This is a genomic window from Streptomyces sp. NPDC058373 (assembly GCF_042723275.1).
Taxonomy (GTDB): domain Bacteria; phylum Actinomycetota; class Actinomycetes; order Streptomycetales; family Streptomycetaceae; genus Streptomyces.
This window is the reverse complement of the sequence record NZ_JBHXJE010000057.1, coordinates 1-14,653: the sequence shown is the minus strand read 5'-3', so window position 1 is coordinate 14,653 and position 14,653 is coordinate 1. Positions and strand designations below refer to the sequence as shown.

At 71.6% G+C, this 14,653-nt stretch carries 11 protein-coding genes and 2 tRNA genes; 9 read left to right on the top strand and 4 right to left on the bottom strand.

Going from position 1 to position 14,653, the window contains the following annotated elements:
• Positions 1 to 64 precede the first annotated feature (64 nt).
• Together ACFWMZ_RS25165 and ACFWMZ_RS25160 are read right to left on the bottom strand one after the other, a co-directional pair.
• Entirely contained in the window at positions 65 to 598 is a 534-nt protein-coding gene (locus ACFWMZ_RS25165; RefSeq protein ID WP_383182772.1) for an NUDIX hydrolase, read from the bottom strand.
• Entirely contained in the window at positions 595 to 2,109 is a 1,515-nt protein-coding gene (locus tag ACFWMZ_RS25160; protein ID WP_383182770.1) for a zinc-dependent metalloprotease, read from the bottom strand. The genes ACFWMZ_RS25165 and ACFWMZ_RS25160 overlap by 4 nt, the downstream gene beginning before the upstream one ends.
• A gap of 192 nt (positions 2,110 to 2,301) precedes the next feature.
• On the opposite strand from ACFWMZ_RS25160, the gene ACFWMZ_RS25155 reads away from it, so the two are divergent.
• From ACFWMZ_RS25155 to ACFWMZ_RS25140, 4 genes are all read left to right on the top strand, one after another.
• Entirely contained in the window at positions 2,302 to 3,564 is a 1,263-nt protein-coding gene (locus ACFWMZ_RS25155; RefSeq protein ID WP_383204238.1) for an SDR family oxidoreductase, read from the top strand.
• Between the two features lie 178 nt (positions 3,565 to 3,742).
• A complete protein-coding gene (locus ACFWMZ_RS25150) occupies positions 3,743 to 4,225 on the top strand; it encodes a molybdenum cofactor biosynthesis protein MoaE (protein WP_383182766.1) in 483 nt (160 codons plus the stop codon).
• A 194-nt stretch (positions 4,226 to 4,419) separates the two neighbouring features.
• Positions 4,420 to 4,677 (top strand): hypothetical protein, encoded by a 258-nt coding sequence (locus ACFWMZ_RS25145; RefSeq protein WP_383204235.1) that lies wholly within the window; start codon positions 4,420 to 4,422, stop codon positions 4,675 to 4,677.
• Between the two features lie 25 nt (positions 4,678 to 4,702).
• Positions 4,703 to 5,803, top strand: coding sequence for a PDZ domain-containing protein (locus ACFWMZ_RS25140; protein ID WP_383182764.1), 1,101 nt, complete (start codon positions 4,703 to 4,705; stop codon positions 5,801 to 5,803).
• 106 nt (positions 5,804 to 5,909) lie between these two features.
• On the opposite strand, the gene ACFWMZ_RS25135 is transcribed toward ACFWMZ_RS25140, so the two are convergent.
• Positions 5,910 to 6,470 (bottom strand): PPA1309 family protein, encoded by a 561-nt coding sequence (locus ACFWMZ_RS25135; RefSeq protein WP_383182762.1) that lies wholly within the window; start codon positions 6,468 to 6,470, stop codon positions 5,910 to 5,912.
• A 179-nt stretch (positions 6,471 to 6,649) separates the two neighbouring features.
• Between ACFWMZ_RS25135 and ACFWMZ_RS25130 the strand changes: the two genes are divergently transcribed.
• The 4 genes from ACFWMZ_RS25130 (at position 6,650) to ACFWMZ_RS25115 (ending at position 12,355) form a co-directional block, all read left to right on the top strand.
• Positions 6,650 to 9,646, top strand: coding sequence for a UPF0182 family protein (locus ACFWMZ_RS25130; protein ID WP_383204273.1), 2,997 nt, complete (start codon positions 6,650 to 6,652; stop codon positions 9,644 to 9,646).
• A gap of 41 nt (positions 9,647 to 9,687) precedes the next feature.
• Positions 9,688 to 9,761, top strand: a tRNA-Met gene (locus tag ACFWMZ_RS25125).
• 349 nt (positions 9,762 to 10,110) lie between these two features.
• Entirely contained in the window at positions 10,111 to 11,892 is a 1,782-nt protein-coding gene (locus tag ACFWMZ_RS25120) for a sel1 repeat family protein (RefSeq protein ID WP_383182760.1), read from the top strand.
• A 389-nt stretch (positions 11,893 to 12,281) separates the two neighbouring features.
• Positions 12,282 to 12,355, top strand: a tRNA-Met gene (locus tag ACFWMZ_RS25115).
• A 243-nt stretch (positions 12,356 to 12,598) separates the two neighbouring features.
• On the opposite strand, the gene ACFWMZ_RS25110 is transcribed toward ACFWMZ_RS25115, so the two are convergent.
• Positions 12,599 to 13,015 (bottom strand): Fur family transcriptional regulator, encoded by a 417-nt coding sequence (locus ACFWMZ_RS25110; RefSeq protein ID WP_383182758.1) that lies wholly within the window; start codon positions 13,013 to 13,015, stop codon positions 12,599 to 12,601.
• Positions 13,016 to 13,159: 144 nt separating this feature from the next.
• Here ACFWMZ_RS25110 and ACFWMZ_RS25105 point away from each other — a divergent pair, with 144 nt between their 5' ends.
• Complete coding sequence (locus ACFWMZ_RS25105; protein ID WP_383182756.1) at positions 13,160 to 14,611, top strand: catalase; 1,452 nt, start codon at positions 13,160 to 13,162, stop codon at positions 14,609 to 14,611.
• The last annotated feature ends 42 nt before the right edge of the window (positions 14,612 to 14,653 follow it).

Here is a 14,653-nt window from a genome sequence, read left to right as displayed (position 1 = left end):
CACGCGCCCGTACCCCGCCGTCAGCTCCGCCCGGTCGGCCGGGCCCGCCACGAGGCCGTCCGGGTCAGCCGCGCGCCGTCAGCCGCTGCCGGGCAGCGGCCAGCAGCCGAACCACGGAGGCGTCGGCGACCTCGGCCACCTCGTCGTAGGCGAACCAGCGCAGGTCGAGGGACTCGTCGCTGATCACCGCCGCCGCGCCCGGCGGGGCGAGCGCGGCGTACTGGACGTCCAGGTGCCAGTTGCACGGCGCCGGAATGGGGTGCCGGTCGAGGCGGACCGGGCCGCCGGGCAGCAGCTCCAGCCCCTCGATGCCGGACTCCTCGGCCGCCTCGCGCAGCGCCGCCCGGGCCATCGAGGTGTCCTCGGCCTCGCAGTGGCCGCCCATCTGGAGCCACATGGTGAGCTTGCGGTGGAGCGTGAGGAGGACCTGGCCGCGCGACGGGTCCAGGACCAGGGCGCTGGCGGTGAGGTGTCCGGCCTCGCACGGCTTGTACATGCCGTCGGGATGGGCGGCCAGGTGGTCCAGGTACTCCTGGCGCAGCTCCGGCTGGCCCTCGTACCCCTTGAGGACGAGGACCGCGTCGTCGTGCAGGGTCACCGGGTGCCCTCGCCGCCTTCCTGGGCCGGGCCCTCGCCGCCGTCGCCGTCCTCGGAGGAACCCTCGGCGCCGTCGGCACGGTCCTCGCCCTTCTCGTCCGCGCCCTCGGACTGGTCCTTGGAGAGGGACGGGCCGCCGGCGGCCTCGCCGAGCATCTTGTCCAGCTCGGAGAAGTCGGCGTGCTCGCGGTGGACGAAACCGTCCGGGTCGTCCAGGTCCTGCGCGGTCGGCAGCATGTCCGGGTGCTCCCAGAGCGCGTCCCGCCCGTCGGCGCCCCGGGCGTCGGCCAGCGAGGCCCAGAGCCGGGAGGCGTCCCGCAGGCGGCGCGGGCGCAGCTTCAGGCCGATCAGCGTGGCGAAGGTCTGCTCGGCCGGGCCGCCGGAGGCGCGGCGGCGCCGAAGCGTCTCGCGCAGCGCGTCGGCGGAGGCGAGGCGGGGCTTGGCCGCCTCGTGGACCACGGCGTCGACCCAGCCCTCGACCAGCGCCAGGGCCGTCTCCAGCCGGGCCAGGGCCGCCTTCTGCTGCGGGGTGTCCTCCGGCTGGAACATGCCCTGCTGGAGAGCCTCCTGGAGCTGCTCCGGGTTGGACGGGTCGAGCTGGCTGACCGCGTCCTCCAGCTTGGCGGTGTCGACGTCGATGCCGCGGGCGTACCCCTCGACGGCGCCGAAGAGGTGCGAGCGCAGCCACGGCACGTGGGCGAAGAGCCGCTGGTGGGCGGTCTCGCGCAGGGCCAGGTAGAGCCGGACCTCCTCCAGCGGGACGCCGAGGTCCTTGCCGAGGGCCTCGATGTTCAGCGGCAGCAGCGCGGCCTTGCCCGCCGGACCGAGCGGCAGCCCGATGTCCGTGGAGCCGACGACCTCACCGGCGAGGGTGCCGACGGCCTGGCCCATCTGCGTGCCGAACATGGCGCCGCCCATGGAGCGCATCATGCCGAGCAGCGGGCCCGCCATCGACTTCATCTCCTCGGGCAGCACGTCGCCCATGGCGGCGCCGACGCGCTCGGCGACCGGGTCGACCAGCTCCTGCCAGACCGGCAGGGTCGCCTCGACCCACTCCGCGCGGCTCCACGCCACCGAGGTGCTGGCCCCCGACGGCAGCGCGGTCACGCCGTCGAGCCAGTGGTCGGCCAGGCGCACCGCCTCGTCGACCGCGTGCCGCTCGGCGGCGCCGACGCTGGCGTCCTTGGTGCCGTCGGCGGTGCCCTGGGCCACCGTCTGGCGGGCGATCTGCTTGGCCATGTCCCAGTTCACCGGGCCGCCCTCGTACGAGAGCATCTGGCCGAGCTGCTGGAAGGCGGCGCCCAGGTCCGCCGGGTTCAGCGAACCGAACATCGCGGCGAACGGGTTGTCGCCGCCGCCCGGGCCGATGCCCGGCATGCCGGGCATCCCGAATCCGAGCGGGTCGGCCGGGCCCTGGCCAGCGCCACCGCCCTGGTTGTCCTTCTTCTTGCCTTCGTCGCCGTCGTCCGGCTCCTCCGGCGGAAGGCCGAATCCGAATGGGGTGTCACTCACGGGAATCCTCGGCTGGTAGGGCCGCCGGTGTGCCTCCGGCGGCGGCTTGCCCGACTTCACTACCCAGCGTAGACACCAAGAGCCGGTCGGGGCTCGGTGCTCCGCCGGGCCGCGGCCTGCGGCAGGATGGACGCCACCTGGTACGTACGTGTCATTCGGGTACGTACTGAAGACAACCGCTGGAGACACCTGGTGAGTTCCCCAGATCCGCAGGTTCGCGCAGCGCGAAACCCGGCCGACCTCTCGTCCGAACCGACCGCCGCCGATGCGGACCGCACGCATGTGACCGAAACGTCCGGCCCGACCGACCCGCTTTCCCAGGGCCGGGCCCCGTCCGAAGGGGCCTTCGAAGGCTCCGACACGCCCGAACCCGCTGTGGAGCGGGACACTCGCCCGGTCCGCGGCCCGGTGGTCGCCGTCACCGGTGCCGCCGGCGGCGTCGGCGCCCTGCTCACCGAGCGGCTCGCCGCCTCCGAGGAGATCAAGCGGGTCATCGCGATCGACGAGCGGCGCGGGGAGTGCGAGGCCGCCGAGTGGCAGATCCTCGACGTCCGCGACCCGGCGCTCGCCGAGAAGCTGCGAGGCGTCGACGTCGTCGTCCACCTCGCCCTCGACCTCGACCTGGAGTCCGACCCGGCGGCCCGCACCGCGTTCAACGTGCGCGGCACCCAGACCGTCCTGACCGCCGCCCCCGCCGCCGGCGTCCACCGCGTGGTGCTCTGCACCTCGGCCATGGTCTACGGGGCGCTGCCCGACAACGAGCTGCCGCTCTCGGAGGACGCCGAGCTGCGTGCCACCGCCGAGGCGACCGGCGTCGGCGACCTCCTGGAGATCGAACGGCTCGCCAAGCGCGCGCCGCGCACCCACCCGGGACTCAACGTCACCGTGGTGCGCCCCGCCGTGCTGGTCGGCGGCTCCACCGACACCGCGCTGACCCGGTACTTCGAGTCGCCCCGCCTGCTGGTCGTCGCCGATTCGCGGCCCGCCTGGCAGTTCTGCCACATCGAGGACCTGTGCGCGGCGCTGGAGTACGCGGTGCTGGAGCGGGTCGAGGGCGACCTCGCCGTGGGGTGCGACGGCTGGCTGGAGCAGGAGGAGGTCGAGGAGCTGAGCGGCATCCGCCGCATGGAGCTGCCGTCCGCCGTGGCGCTCGGCGCCGCCGCCCGCCTCCACCGGATCGGGCTGACCCCGTCCCCGGCCGGCGACCTGGCCTACACGATGTACCCCTGGGTGGTCAGCGGCAGCAGGCTGCACCACGCCGGGTGGCGTCCGAAGTGGACCAACGAGGAGGTCCTCGGGGAGCTGCTGGAGGAGGTCGCGGGCCGCCACACCGTCGCCGGACGGCGCCTGGGCCGCAAGGACGCCACCGCGGCGGGTGCCGCCGGGGCCACCGTCGCCCTGCTTGGCACGGCCGCGATCGTCCGCCGGGCACGCAAGGCACGCCGCCGGATCTGACCGGCAGGGGCGTCCGCGAAGCCCTGCACGGCGCCCGTGGTGGCCGTGCAGGACTTCGCGGACACCCCTGAGACCTGACGTTCGAGACCTGCGTTTGGAGGAGGCTCCAGCCCGGCACACCCGCGGCCGGTGGGAACCACTGTTCCCCGCGAGCCGCGCGGTGGGGCACGATGGCCGTATGGCATCCACCCACACCGAGCACCCGGAGAGCCCGGACCACCCGGGCGAGCGGGCCGCCGCGGACCCGATCGCGCTGCTGGCCGTACGGGACACCCCGCTCTCGCTGGACGAGGTGTTCAAGGCGGTCGGCGAGGACGCCGCCGGAGGCACCGCCCTCTTCGTCGGCACCGTGCGCAACCACGACGGCGGCGCCGACGTGGCCCAGCTCGGCTACTCCGCCCACCCCACCGCCGAGGCGGAGCTGCGCCGGGTCGCCGAGCGGGTCGTCGCCGCCCACCCGGTGCGGGCGCTCGCCGCCGTGCACCGCACCGGCGACCTCAAGGTCGGCGAGATCGCGGTGATCGCCGCCGTCTCCTGCCCGCACCGCGCCGAGGCGTTCGCCGCCTGCCGGATGCTCATCGACGACCTCAAGCACGAGGTCCCGCTCTGGAAGCACCAGACCTTCGGCGACGGCACCGAGGAGTGGGTCGGCGCCTGCTGACCGGGCCCGGACCGACCCGTTCGCCGTAACGGGCCGACAGCGGGTCGCCGCCGTTCCCGTAGGGGCGGCGGCAGCCCCGCCGCCCCTGGGCAGAATCGTTCCGGTTGCGTAACCCCGCCCCGGGCCCGAGCGTTGGGCGTGCAGACCTTTAATCTGCTGATCGGCCAGTTCGACACGGTTCCGTGGAGGTACGCATGGCGGCGCTCGCCTGGCTGCTCATTCCGTTCATGGCCGCGATAGGCGCGGCCCTCTGGGGGAGTTGGGCGGCCCGCAACCCGGGCAGGAACGACGGCCCCGAACTGGCGGGCTACGCGCGCTTCCGCGCCGCCATGGAGAAGTCGCACGGCGATGCCGCCGAGGCGGACTCCCGCCTGCCCGCCGAGCTCCCGGCCGCGGACGAGCAGGCCGAGGCGCGGCAGCCCTCGGACGGACCGGCCCCGGCGGTGCGCTGACAGCCAGGTCCCGTACTGTCGTGCCATGCCACGCCGTACCGCGACGATGCTGACGTCCACCTTGCTGCTGATCGCGCTGCTCTGCGCGGGCATCCTCGTCAAGGTGCCGTACGCGGAGATGACGCCCGGGCCGACGGTCAACACCCTGGGCGACCACGACGGGGAGCCGGTCCTGAACATCAAGGGCCACAAGACCTATCCGGCCGACGGCCACCTCAACATGACGACGGTCCGGGTCACCAGCCCCGACTACCGGATGAACCTCTTCCAGGCCGTCGCCGGCTGGCTCACCCACGACAACGTGGTGGTGCCGCACGAGACGCTCTACCCGGACGGCAAGACCGAGGAGCAGTCCACGCAGGAGAACGCCGAGGAGTTCTCCCAGTCGCAGGAGAGCGCCAAGGTCGCCGCCCTGCGGGAGCTGGACATCCCGGTCTCCACCCGGGTCGTCGTCGCCACCGTCGTCAAGGGCAATCCGGCCGAGGGCAAGCTGCACGCCGGAGACGTCATCAAGAGCGTCGACGGCTCACCGGTCCGCAAGCCCGGCGACGTCGCCGAGCTGGTGACCAAGCACGAGCCGGGCGAGCCGGTCGTCTTCACCATCGTGCCCGCCGCCGACGCGGCCGCGGCCGAGAAGGCCGGCGAGGAGCCCAGCGGCAGCGAGCGGGTCACCGTCACCACCGCCCCGGCGGGCAAGAGCGGCGCCGAGACGAAGCGGGCCATCGTCGGCATCCAGGCGGGGACCGACCACACCTTCCCGTTCACCGTCGACATCAAGCTGGCCGACGTCGGCGGCCCGAGCGCGGGGCTGATGTTCGCCCTCGGCATCGTGGACAAGCTCAGCCCCGAGGATCTGACGGGCGGCAAGTTCATCGCGGGCACCGGCACCATCGACGAGGAGGGGGCGGTCGGCCCCATCGGCGGCATCAGCATGAAGACCGTGGGCGCCCGGGCCAAGGGCGCGCAGTACTTCCTCACCCCCGCCGACAACTGCGCCACCGCCGCCAAGGACATCCCCGAGGGCCTCACCCTGGTCAAGGTCGACACCATCGACGACGCCCTCGACTCCCTGGAGAAGATCCGCGAGGACCGCGCCGACGCGCTCCCCGCCTGCGCGACGGGCTGACGCCCCGGCAGGGGACCGCGAGCCGCCGCGCGTACGCCGAGGGCCCGCGTCCGCGGTACGGACCCGGGCCCTCGGCGTACGTCCGGCGCGGTGCCGGAGCGGCGGGCTACTCCTCGAAGGTGGCCGCCAGCGCCTCGGCGAGCCCCGGCACCAGGTCGGCCCCGGTCAGCACCTCCGTCGAGGCGTCCTTCTCCCGCAGCCGCAGAGCGGAGTCGCGGGTGCCGTCGCGGAGCACGCCGACGGTCATCCGCACCTCCTGGCGGTCCGGGTGGGCGGCGACCCACTTCGCGAGCTCGGCGTCGCCCAGCCCGTCGGGGACCTGCGCCTCGGCCGACGGCGGCAGCATCAGCCGCTCCACGACGATGGCGCAGCCGGCCACCGCGTCCGGCCAGGCGATGGTGGCGAGGAACTCGTCCAGCGGCTTCCCGGCCGGGATCTCCTCCTGTTCGACCGGGGTGAGGGGGGCGGCGTCGGGAACGTCCTCGCCGATGCCGAGGCGGTCGGCGAGACCGGGCTCCTCGGAACGCAGGCGTCCGGTGTCGACCAGGGCGAAGAGCAGGGCGGGGCGGTCCCAGCCGAGACCGGCGACGTACTCGTCGATCTCCAGCACGGCGCGGGTGAGGGGGGAGCCGGCCATCGGGGGGCCGGAGGGGGAGAGATTGGACATGCGCAATATCCTGCCTCGTCGACCCCCGGAATCGGGAACTGAGTAAAGCTTCCGTAAGTTGCATCAGTGGGCCCTAGGATCGCGGGGCCCGGACTGATCGAGAAAAGCGATCACCAACGCGACAAAACGACGCGAAAAATCAACCCGCGAACTTCGAGGTGCGCACCTTGGCTTTCCAGATGCCGGACCGCGGCGGAGGCCCCACGGGGCCGCGGATCAGAGTCGGCCGACCGTCCCGGCGCTCCAGGACCTTGCTCATGACGTTGGGCGTGCTGGCCGTACTGGCCATGCTCTTCGTCATGTTCGCCGGGTTCTGGACGGACTGGCTCTGGTACCGGGCGGTCGAGTACTCGTCCGTCTTCACCACCACGCTGTGGACCAAGATCGGTCTGTTCTTCGTCTTCGGACTCCTGATGGCCATCGCGGTGGGGGTGAACATCTGGCTGGCGCACCGTCTGCGCCCGCCGCTCAGCGCCATGTCGCTGGAGCAGCAGAGCCTCGACCGCTACCGCATGAGCATCGCGCCGTACAAGAAGTGGATGCTCATCGGCGTCACCGCCGTGATCGGCCTGATCTCGGGGGCCTCGGCCGCCGGACAGTGGCGGACCTGGCTGCTGTGGATCAACGGCGTCCCCTTCGGCGAGAAGGACCCCCAGTTCGGCAAGGACGTCGCGTTCTACGCGTTCGACCTGCCGTGGTACCGCTTCCTGCTGGGTTTCGGCTTCGCCGCCGCGGTCCTCTCGCTGATCGCCGCCGCCCTGGTCCACTACCTCTACGGCGGGTTGCGCGTCACCAGCCCCGGCGCCCGTGCCACCGGCGCGGCCACCGGCCACCTCTCGGTGCTGCTCGGCCTCTTCGTCGCCCTCAAGGCGGTCGCCTACTGGCTGGACCGGTACGGACTGGCGGTGAAGTCCAGTGACTTCAAGGCCGCCGGGAACTGGACCGGCCTCAGGTACGTCGACGCCAACGCCTATCTCCCGGGGAAGACGATCCTCTTCTGCATCGCCGTCATCTGCGCGCTGCTGTTCTTCGCGACGCTCTGGCGCCGCACCTGGCAGCTCCCGGTCATCGGCTTCGGCCTGATGGTCCTCTCCGCCATCCTCATCGGCGGGCTCTACCCGGCCATCGTCCAGAAGTTCCAGGTCGACCCGAACGAGCAGGCCAAGGAGGCCCCGTACGTCGAGCAGAACCTCAAGGCCACCAAGAAGGCCTACGGGATCGACGACGCACAGGTCACCGAGTACTCGGGCAAGGCCCAGACGGAGGACCGCACCGAGCTGCGCGGCGAGGTCGGCAAGGCGGCCAGCATCCGCCTCCTCGACCCGAACATCGTCTCGCCCACCTTCCAGCAGCTGCAGCAGATGAAGGGCTACTACGCCTTCCCGCAGAACCTGGACGTGGACCGCTACAAGGACGCCGACGGCAACACCAAGGACACCGTCATCGGTCTCCGCGAGCTCAACCTCAACGGCATCCCGAAGAACAACTGGATCAACGACCACTTCCGCTACACCCACGGGTTCGGCGTGGTCGCCGCCGAGGGCACCACGGCCGACAGCGAGGGCCGCCCGGTCTTCACCGAGTCGGACCTGCCCTCCAAGGGCGATCTGGTGAGGAACAAGTACGAGCAGCGGATCTACTACGGCGAGCGCACCGAGCAGTACTCGATCGTCGGCGGTCCCCAGAAGGAGATCGACTACTCCGACGACGACGGTGAGAAGACGACGAGCTTCTCCGGCAAGGGCGGGGTCGACCTCTCCAACCCGGTGAACCGCGCCGCCTACGCCGCCGCCTTCGGCGAGCCGCAGATCCTCTACTCGGGAGCGATCGGCGAGGGCTCCCAGGTCCTCTACAACCGCACCCCGAAGGACCGCGTCGAGGCGGTCGCGCCCTGGCTGACCATCGACGGCGACGCCTACCCGGCCGTGGTCGACGGCAAGATCCAGTGGATCGTCGACGCGTACACGACGAGCAACGGCTATCCGTACTCCTCGCGTACCACCCTCGGCGACACCACGGCGGACTCGCTGACGGCGGAGAACCAGCAGCGGGCGGTGGTGGCCCAGGAGAACCAGGTCAACTACATCCGCAACTCCGTCAAGGCCACCGTCGACGCCTACGACGGCACGGTGAAGCTCTACGAGTGGGACACCAAGGACCCGGTCCTCAAGACCTGGATGAAGTCCTTCCCCGGAACCGTGGAGCCGCGGAGCGACATCTCCGACGAGCTGATGGACCACCTGCGGTACCCGCAGGACCTCTTCAAGGTCCAGCGTGAGCTGCTCACCCGCTACCACGTGGACAACGCCAACACCTTCCTCTCCGGCAGCCAGGTGTGGCAGGTCCCGGACGACCCGACCAACAAGTCGGGCGAGTCGGTCCCCGCCTACTACCTCAGCATGCGGATGCCGGACCAGGAGCAGCAGGCGTTCTCGCTGACCACGACGTTCACGCCCAACAACCGCGACAACCTGAGCGCCTTCATGGCGGTCAACGCGGAGGCGGACGCGGACGACTACGGGAAGATCAGAGTTCTGAAACTCCCGGCCAGCACCACGGTCAGCGGCCCCAAGCAGGTGCAGAGCCAGTTCAACTCCGAACAGGACATCGCCGAGTCGATCCGCCTCCTGCGCGGTGGTGACTCCGAGGTCGAGTACGGAAACCTGCTGACCGTGCCCCTGGACGGCGGCCTGCTCTACGTCGAGCCGGTCTACGTCCGAGGCGGCGGCCTGAAGTACCCGCTGCTCCGCAAGGTCCTGGTCACCTACGGCGGCGCCACCGCCTTCGAGGACACCCTCGGGGAGGCGCTGGACAAGATCTTCGGCGCCGAGGGCGCGGAACAGCCGCCGGGCGAGGAGCCCGAGAAGCCCACCGACCCGCCCTCCGGCGGCAACGCGGTGGAGGAGGCCCTGAAGGACGCCCAGAAGGCGTTCGACGACGGGCAGGCCGCGCTGAAGGAAGGCGACTGGGAGGCCTACGGCACGGCCCAGGCCGAGCTGGAGAAGGCGCTGGAGGCCATGGAGAAGGCCGAGGCCGACGCGGGTTCCGGCAAGAACGCCGACAAGGATCCGGCGGAGTCCGCCGGTTCCGAGGGCGCCCGCAAGGACGAGCAGGACGGGAACGACGACAAGGACGCCGGCAAGAAGCCGGCCGAGCAGGCGGCCGACCGAGGCTGACCGGCTCCACCCCGTGCCGTGGTACGGTTGTCGAACAACGGCGCGGGGTGGAGCAGCTCGGTAGCTCGCTGGGCTCATAACCCAGAGGTCGCAGGTTCAAATCCTGTCCCCGCTACTGAAGGGCGAAGGCCCGGATTCTGACTCAGAATCCGGGCCTTCGTCATGCCCGGGGGCGAGTGCCGCGGCGGGGGCCGGGCTCGCGCCGCGGCGGCAGCCGCCTGCGAAGGCTTCTTTCCCAACTCTCCACAGCCATGACACGCCAACGGCTCCCGGTGTGCCCTGCGTCACTGTACGAAAGGTACGAAGGTGCCCGACGTCAAAGGGCGTTGGGAGGGTAGGCGGACGGTGACGCCGCGGGACTGGGATGTGTTTGACTTATCTCCCTGTGGGCATGTCGACAAAACGCCGTAGTGACCTTCGGGCGTCGGGATTCCCGATGTACCAAGGTTGCGGATGGTGCAACGATGGACGTTATGGGGGACAAGGCGACTCTGTTGAACATGGGCCGGTTTGTGGAGCCGGCCGACCGGGAGGACATCGACACCGGTACGGCCGAGGACGAGGTGCGCCGACTCGGCGTGGCGGGCGCGGGCGACGCCGCCTCGATGAGCGTGATCGGCGCCGAACTGCTGCGCCGGGGCGATCTCGACGGCGCCGAACCGCTGCTGCGCGGAGCCACCGCCGAGGGTGACCGCGCCGCCGCCAACAACCTCGGCGTCCTCCTCCACCAGCGGGGCTATGCCGAAGAGGCCGCCGGCTGGTGGAAGGTGGCCGCTGTCGCAGGGTCGGCCGCCGCCGCCCATGCTCTCGGCCGCCACCACCGCGAGCGCGGCGACGAGCCCGCCGCCGAGTACTGGCTGCGCCAGTCCGCCGAACAGGGCCACGCCCTCGGTGCCTACGCCCTCGCCGACCTGCTGGAGCACCGCCGCGAGGAAGGGGCCGAGCGGTGGATGCGGGCCGCCGCCGAGCGGGGCCACCGCGAGGCCGCGCACCGGCTCGCCCGCATCCTCGACGAGCGCGGCCGCACCAGCGAGGACGCCGCGCACGAGGCCGAGCAGTGGTACCGCCAGGCCGCCGCGCGCGGCCACCGGCGCGCCGCCCTGCGCCTCGGCACCATCCTGGAGGGCCGGGGCAAGCTGAAGGAGGCCGGCCGCTGGTACCTCACCTCCGCCAAGGAGGGCGAGCCGGAGGCCGCCTGCGCGCTGGGCTTCCTGCTGCGCGACGCGGGGGACGAGGAGAACGCCGCCCTGTGGTGGCTCAAGGCCGCCAAGGAGGGCGACGGCAACGCCGCCAACGCCCTCGGCGCGCTCCACGCCGAGCGGGGCGAGACCCAGACCGCCGAGCGCTGGTACCGCGCGGCCCTGGACGCGGGCGACGTCAACGGCGCCTACAACCTCGGGCTGCTCTGCGCCGCGCAGAACCGCACCGCCCAGGCCGACCAGTGGTACCGCCGTGCCGCCTACGCGGGCCACCGCGAGGCCGCCAACGCCCTCGCCGTCCTCCTCCTCCAGGAGAACGACGCGGACGGCGCCGAGCCCTGGTTCTCCAAGGCCGCCGAACTCGGCAGCGTCGACGCCGCGTTCAACCTGGGCATCCTGCACGCCGGCCGCGGCGACCAGCGCGGGGCCCAGCGGTGGTACGAGCGGGCCGCCGCGGCCGGCCACACCGAGGCCGCCTTCCAGGCCGGGATCGCCCTGCTGCGGGACGGCGACGAGCGCGGCGCCGAGCGCCACCTGCGGTGCGCCGCGGGCGGCGGCAGCGCGGACGGCGCCTACTACCTCGCCTCCCTGCTCGACACCCGCAGCCCGCACGGCGAACAGCCCGCACTCGGCGAACCGGCGCTGGAGCGGACCGAGAGCGAGGAGTGGTACGAGCGCGCTGCGCACCTGGGGCACCGGCGCGCGCAGGTGCGGATCGGCATGATCGCCGCGGCGCGCGGCGACGTGGTCGAGGCCGCGCGCTGGTACCGGACGGCGGCCGAGGCCGGTAGCCGGAACGGCGCCTTCAACCTCGGGCTGCTGCTGGCCCGCGAGGGGAGCGAGCCCGAGGCGGCGGTGTGGTGGAAGCAGGCCGCCGACGCCGGGCACGGGCGGGCCGCGCTCCGGCTGGCCCTCCTCTACGCCCGGCGAGGCGAGCTGGCCGAGTCCGACCACTGGTGCGGGCAGGCCATGGAGCTGGGGCCCAAGGAGGTGGCCGCTCGGGCGGCCAAGTTGCGGGATCAGCTTCAGCAGGAGCTCACGGCCTGACGGCCGGGGGTGGCTCGCCGTTGGTGGTGCCGGTCACTGATGGCCTCAAGCGCCGGCCGGGCTGAAGGGGTGGCCTCAAGCGCCGGCCGGGCTGGGAAGTGGCCTCAAGCGCCGGCCGGGCTGAAGGGGTGGCCTCAAGCGCCGGCCGGGCTGGATGATGCCGTGCGGGGGAGGTGGTCACCTCAAGCGTCGTCGGCCGGGGCTTGGTGGTGCCGGGCGGGGGAGGTGGTCACCTCAAGCGTCGTCGGCCGGGCTTGGTGGTGCCCGGTTGGGGAGGTGGTCACCTCAAGCGTTGGTGGGGCGGCTCGTCAGGGGGTGTGGGCCTCGGCTTCCTGGTTCGTAAGGGATTTGCGCTGGTCGGTGGGGGCGCGTAAGGTCGAGTTCATCGACGCGGGGTGGAGCAGCTCGGTAGCTCGCTGGGCTCATAACCCAGAGGTCGCAGGTTCAAATCCTGTCCCCGCTACTGAAGGGCGAAGGCCCGGATTCTCTTCTGGAGAATCCGGGCCTTCGTCGTGTTCGGGGGGCGTGCGGGGGCTTTCCGGTGGCCCGGTGTGCGCTCCGGGCTCCCGGTGGGTGATCTTCGCGGGTGGCTGGGAGGTTGCCGACCTCGCCGTATGGACAGGGAGATTCCAGGGGGCGGCGGAAACGCGGAACCCCGGCGGCCGAGGGGCGCGTCCGGGGTCCGGGGGGAGGGGGTGGGGTGGCCTCAGGCGGCGGCGCAGTGGGGGCAGGTGCCCCGGTAGGTGACCTCGACCTCGGAGACGGTGAAGCCGAAGCGCTCCTGGTCGGGCAGGTCCGCCAGCGGGTTCCCGGTGGGGTGCACGTCGCGGATGGTGCCGCACTGGGCGCAGACCAGGTGGTGGTGGGGGCGGTGCGCGTTCGGGTCGTACCGCTTGGCGCGGCCGTCGGTGGCCACCTCGATGACCTCGCCGAGCGTCACCATCTCGCCGAGGGTGTTGTAAACCGTCGCGCGGGAGATCTCCGGCAGCTTGGAGGTGGCTTTGGCGTGCACCTCGTCGGCGGTCAGATGCACGTGGTCCCCGTCGAGGACCTCGGCCACGACGCGCCGCTGGGCGGTCATCCGCCAGCCGCGTCCACGAAGTCGTTCCAGCAGGTCACTCATGGAACCAGCCTAACAGGGAGGGGAGCTAGTCCCGAACCGATGTGACTTTGGATGATCACTTGACTTAGACAATGTCCATTGTAGGATCGGCTACGGCATTCGCCAAGGGACAGGTTTGTGCAGGATTCATCGCAGGAGGCGCACGTGACGCAGGGACCGCTGACGACCGAGGCCGGAGCCCCGGTCGCCGACAACCAGAACAGCGAGACGGCGGGCGTCGGTGGGCCGGTCCTGGTCCAGGACCAGCTGCTGCTGGAGAAGCTCGCCCACTTCAACCGGGAGCGCATCCCGGAGCGCGTGGTGCACGCCCGCGGCGCCGGTGCGTACGGCACCTTCACGGTGACCGCAGACGTCACGCAGTGGACGCGCGCCAAGTTCCTCTCCGAGGTCGGCAAGCAGACCGAGACGTTCCTGCGCTTCTCCACCGTGGCGGGCAACCTCGGCGCGGCCGACGCCGTCCGCGACCCGCGCGGCTTCGCGCTGAAGTTCTACACCGAGGACGGCAACTACGACCTCGTCGGGAACAACACCCCGGTGTTCTTCATCAAGGACGCCATCAAGTTCCCGGACTTCATCCACACCCAGAAGCGCGACCCGTACACCGGCTCCCAGGAGGCGGACAACGTCTGGGACTTCTGGGGACTCAGCCCCGAATCCACCCACCAGGTGACCTGGCTCTTCGGCGACCGTGGCATCCCCGCCTCGTACCGCCACATGAACGGCTACGGCTCGCACACCTACCAGTGGAGCAACGAGGCCGGCGAGGTCTTCTGGGTCAAGTACCACTTCAAGACCGACCAGGGCATCAAGAACCTCACCACCTCCGAGGCGGCCGAGACCTCCGGGCTCGACCCCGACAGCCACCAGCGCGACCTGCGCCAGGCCATCGAGCGCGGTGACTTCCCGTCCTGGACCGTGCAGGTGCAGATCATGCCCGCGGCCGACGCGGCGAACTACCGCTTCAACCCGTTCGACCTCACCAAGGTGTGGCCGCACGAGGACTACCCGCCGATCGAGATCGGCAAGCTGGAGCTCAACCGCAACCCGGAGAACATCTTCGCGGAGGTCGAGCAGTCCATCTTCAGCCCCTCGCACTTCGTGCCGGGCATCGGCCCCTCGCCCGACAAGATGCTCCAGGGCCGCCTCTTCGCCTACGGCGACGCGCACCGCTACCGCGTCGGCATCAACGCCGACCACCTGCCGGTCAACCGCCCGCACGCCACCGAGGCGCGCACCAACTCCCGTGACGGCTTGCTCTACGACGGCCGCCACAAGGGCACCAAGAACTACGAGCCCAACAGCTTCGGCGGCCCCGCCGAGACCGGCCGGGCGCTCTGGCAGCCCGTCCCCGTCAGCGGCGAGACCGGCGACACCGAGGCGCCCAGCCACGCCGAGGACAACGACTTCGTCCAGGCCGGGAACCTCTACCGGCTGATGTCCGAGGACGAGAAGACCCGCCTGGTCGAGAACCTCTCGCAGAACATCGCCGGTGTCTCGCGCGACGACATCGCCGAGCGGGCCATCAACAACTTCCGCCAGGCGGACGAGGACTTCGGCAAGCGGCTGGAGGCCGCGGTCCAGGCCCTGCGCGGCTGACGGACGCTTGTCGCAGGCGGCGGGCCGGAACCCCTCGGGTTC

What these genes read in the sequence shown, in the direction of transcription:
- ACFWMZ_RS25150 (WP_383182766.1), top strand. Translation starts at nt 3,743, where the DNA reads ATGGCATCCACCCACACCGAGCACCCGGAGAGCCCGGACCACCCGGGC.
- ACFWMZ_RS25145 (WP_383204235.1), top strand. Translation starts at nt 4,420, where the DNA reads ATGGCGGCGCTCGCCTGGCTGCTCATTCCGTTCATGGCCGCGATAGGC.
- ACFWMZ_RS25140 (WP_383182764.1), top strand. Translation starts at nt 4,703, where the DNA reads ATGCCACGCCGTACCGCGACGATGCTGACGTCCACCTTGCTGCTGATC.
- ACFWMZ_RS25135 (WP_383182762.1), bottom strand. Translation starts at nt 6,470, where the DNA reads ATGTCCAATCTCTCCCCCTCCGGCCCCCCGATGGCCGGCTCCCCCCTC.
- ACFWMZ_RS25130 (WP_383204273.1), top strand. Translation starts at nt 6,650, where the DNA reads ATGCCGGACCGCGGCGGAGGCCCCACGGGGCCGCGGATCAGAGTCGGC.
- ACFWMZ_RS25120 (WP_383182760.1), top strand. Translation starts at nt 10,111, where the DNA reads ATGGACGTTATGGGGGACAAGGCGACTCTGTTGAACATGGGCCGGTTT.
- ACFWMZ_RS25110 (WP_383182758.1), bottom strand. Translation starts at nt 13,015, where the DNA reads ATGAGTGACCTGCTGGAACGACTTCGTGGACGCGGCTGGCGGATGACC.